Here is a 3,296-nt window from a genome sequence, read left to right as displayed (position 1 = left end):
TTCGTCTTGAATGCCGTTACCGAATTCTTCGATGCCTTGTTTGGAGTGTTCGCGGAAGTATTCGTGGCTCCTGTCGCGGCGGGCTACGCCGACGATGGTGATTTCTGGTGGCAGCCTACGATCGAGTCGCATCTGGTATAGTGCGGGGATCAGTTTGCGATGCGTAAGGTCGCCGGAGGCACCAAAGATGGTGAGGATTTGCGGTTCTGGAACTCGTTCTTGGCGTAAGCCGATGCGGAAGGGGTTTTCGAGTAGATCGAGCATTATTTACTGGTGTGGTAGAACTCAGACTGGGTGATAATTTGTGGTGGCTGGGGAGGTAGCATCCTGACTTAGGGCAGGCAACCGCCTACCCCAGCCCCTCACCAAACAGTTTACTTACATGCTGGCTGCGTTGCTGTAGTTGCAAGCACAGCAGCTCCGAATCGATATGAGTAACTAAACAGATGTTAAAGTCCCGGCTTTACTAGCCAGAGACTTCATTAGGGTATCGAAGGGTTTAACAAACTTATCAATGCCGTCGAGTAAAAGTTCGTCCATGACGGCATCTAGATCGATATTAACATCGGGATCTTTAAGGCTGGCGATGAGGCGGTAAGCTTCATCTACTCCCGCTTCGATCCGGCTGGCAGGATCGCAATGGTCGGCACAGGCTTCGATCGTGTTTGGTGGTAAAGTGTTAACGGTATTTTCTCCGACTAGTCCATCGACATACATAACATCGCTATAGCTAGGGTCTTTGGTACCCGTACTCGCCCACAGTAAACGTTGGACGTGCGCGCCTTTAGCTGCTAATTGCAACCAGCGATCGGTTGCAATGATTTTCTTGTATTCTTGATAAGCTACTTTAGCATTGGCGATCGCGATTTTGCCTTTAAGCGCAGAGATTTTTTCAGCTTTGGCGGGATCGGTGAGATTTTTGAGCAGGTGGTCTAGTTTAGCATCGATATTGGTATCGATGCGGCTGAGGAAGAAGCTAGCGACAGATGAGATGTTGCTGATGTCTTCGCCTTTGGCTGCGCGAGTTTCTAAGCCCCGAATGTATGCCCATGCTGTTTCGACATAGCTGGCAACCGAAAACAGCAGGGTGACGTTGATGCTGATGCCTTCACTTATCATCTGTTCGGCTGCTGGCAAGCCTTCGGGCGTGCCAGGAATCTTAATCATCACGTTGGGACGATCGATTTCTTGGTGGTAACGACGAGCTTCGGTAATAGTGCTGGCGGTATCGGCGGCGATAGTAGGTGGGACTTCAATACTGACATAACCATCGATCCCGTTGGTTTGTTCGTAAACGGGCAAAAGGATATCGCAAGCACGGCGGATATCTGTAAAAATTAAAGATTCGTAAATGCCGTTAAGCGATTTATTCGCTTGAATCCCGGCTTTAATTTCAGTATCATAGCTGGCATTCCCCACGATCGCCTTTTCAAAAATTGCGGGGTTAGATGTGATCCCCAAAACGCCACGAGTTTCAATTAGTTTTGCTAATTCGCCAGATGTTAGCAAATCTCGGCTCAAATTATCCATCCAGATACTTTGTCCGTATTCTTGCTCGATCTCGAATAGGGGATTTAAGGCTGTGGTTGACATGGTAGATATTTACTCCAATCAGTAATGACTATCGATTTGTGCTGGCATCGATGGCGGTGTCAGCGTTAAGACTATCGCTGTTGCTACTCAAATCGCGATGGAAAATGTATCGGTAAAGATTCTGGATGCTAAGTGCGATCTTTGTTGCTATGACATTTCGATCGTGCCGTGATGTTTAGCAACATAGTAGATCTAACCGGATGGCCATAATTCCATAATTAATGTCTGCAATTTCCTCGGTTTCATCTGAGGGCGCACGATCCACAAGCTTCGCTACGATCGCAGTTGTCAATTTAACAATCTCTATTTCCAGCATTCTAGCCGATCGACATCTGAATAGGCGCGTCAACCAACACAAATTTATCGAAAATTCGGGGGAGCGGGGAAGGCATTGCTGGATAAGAAGTCTGCCAATCTTCAATTGTCGCCATCCTTTTCAAATTTGTCTTACTCCTTAGAGACTTGCGTGGAAATAACATCCCAGATATTTGTGGCTTTAGGTTGTGCCTACGGCAGGCTGTCGCCAACGACTTCGCTCAACCCTCGTAGGTTGAGCGAAGTCGAAACCTGCCTGACTGGTAGTTTATTAAATTACAAGCCCCTTACTCCTTACTCCTTTCTCCCCGCTCCCCCCTCTAATACAAATACAACCACACCGGAATCATCGACTACTATCTTCGTTCCAGGCGATAACGGTTTAGCCCCCCCTCTAATACAAATACAACCACACCGGAATCATCCCCAGAAAAATCAGCGTACTGACAATAATACTACTGGCGACGAGATTGCCATTGAGATTGTACTCCTCTGCTAAAATAAGTCCGGCAAACGCGCAAGGCATCGCCGACATCAGCACGATCCCCAGACGCGGATCGCCACTAATGCCCATCATCGAAATAACCGTACCGACGATCGCAGGCATAACAATTGTTTTCAGGATAGCAGGTAAGAGTGCGAGCTTGAGACTTTGCCAGCCTTGGATCTGACTCAAGCGAATTCCCATTAAAATAAACGCTCCGGGAATTACCACCCAAATCGAGGCGTGAAGGCTCGATTCTGCAAATTGGGGTAGGGGAAGGTTGCGAGTGAGCGAACCGATCGCGAAGCCCCATAGCGAGGGCACACAGAACAGATCTTTAAGCTGCATCCACCACCGATTTGTCCCCGTGCCTTGGCGACCGTAATAACTAGAGACTAATACACCCAATCCGTAAGTACCAAAAACATTTTGCGTGACACTGTACAGCACCGCCCAACTTAAATCTGTCTCAGATACAAAATATGGCACGATCGCCAAACCGACAAATCCGGTATTGCCCAACATCGAGGATAATAGCAAGCTGCCTTTAATTCCTGGAGTGGGATCTTCGAGCTGTTGGGGCAATTTTTGCCAGATCTGAAGACTCAGCCAACCCAAGCTCAAACCTAATAGTAGCGAAGCAACGGTAATCGTGGGAGCCAGTCGCGCGCGTTCGTCAAAAACTGTCTGGCGAGCGAGCGCAAAAATTTCGATCGGTACACCGACCCAGTATAGTCCTCTGCCCAGCCAATAGGGAAAAGTTGAGGGGAGAAACCTCACCACCAGAATGCCCAACCCCGTCCAACAAATCAGCGGAGTGTAAGCTTGAACGAGCCGATCGAGCATGATTGAGCGGGGAGCGGGGAGCGGGGTGTGGGGTGTGTGGGGGGTGTGGGGTGTGTGG

At 48.8% G+C, this 3,296-nt stretch carries 2 protein-coding genes and 1 pseudogene; all 3 read right to left on the bottom strand.

Annotated features, from left to right (window positions below; all coding sequences use genetic code 11):
* Window positions 1–264 (bottom strand): annotated as a pseudogene (locus RMO79_RS05475) (glucose-6-phosphate dehydrogenase); the annotation flags it as partial.
* 174 nt (window positions 265–438) lie between these two features.
* Window positions 439–1,593, bottom strand: coding sequence for a transaldolase (tal, locus tag RMO79_RS05470; protein ID WP_310482045.1), 1,155 nt, complete (start codon window positions 1,591–1,593; stop codon window positions 439–441).
* A gap of 709 nt (window positions 1,594–2,302) precedes the next feature.
* The coding region (locus tag RMO79_RS05465; RefSeq protein ID WP_310482044.1) for an AEC family transporter at window positions 2,303–3,296 on the bottom strand (994 nt) is incomplete at its 5' end.

Source organism: Chamaesiphon sp. VAR_48_metabat_403 (assembly GCF_031422475.1).
GTDB lineage: Bacteria > Cyanobacteriota > Cyanobacteriia > Cyanobacteriales > Chamaesiphonaceae > Chamaesiphon.
The sequence above is the reverse complement of the archived record's forward strand: the minus strand, read 5'-3'. Positions and strand labels throughout refer to the sequence as shown.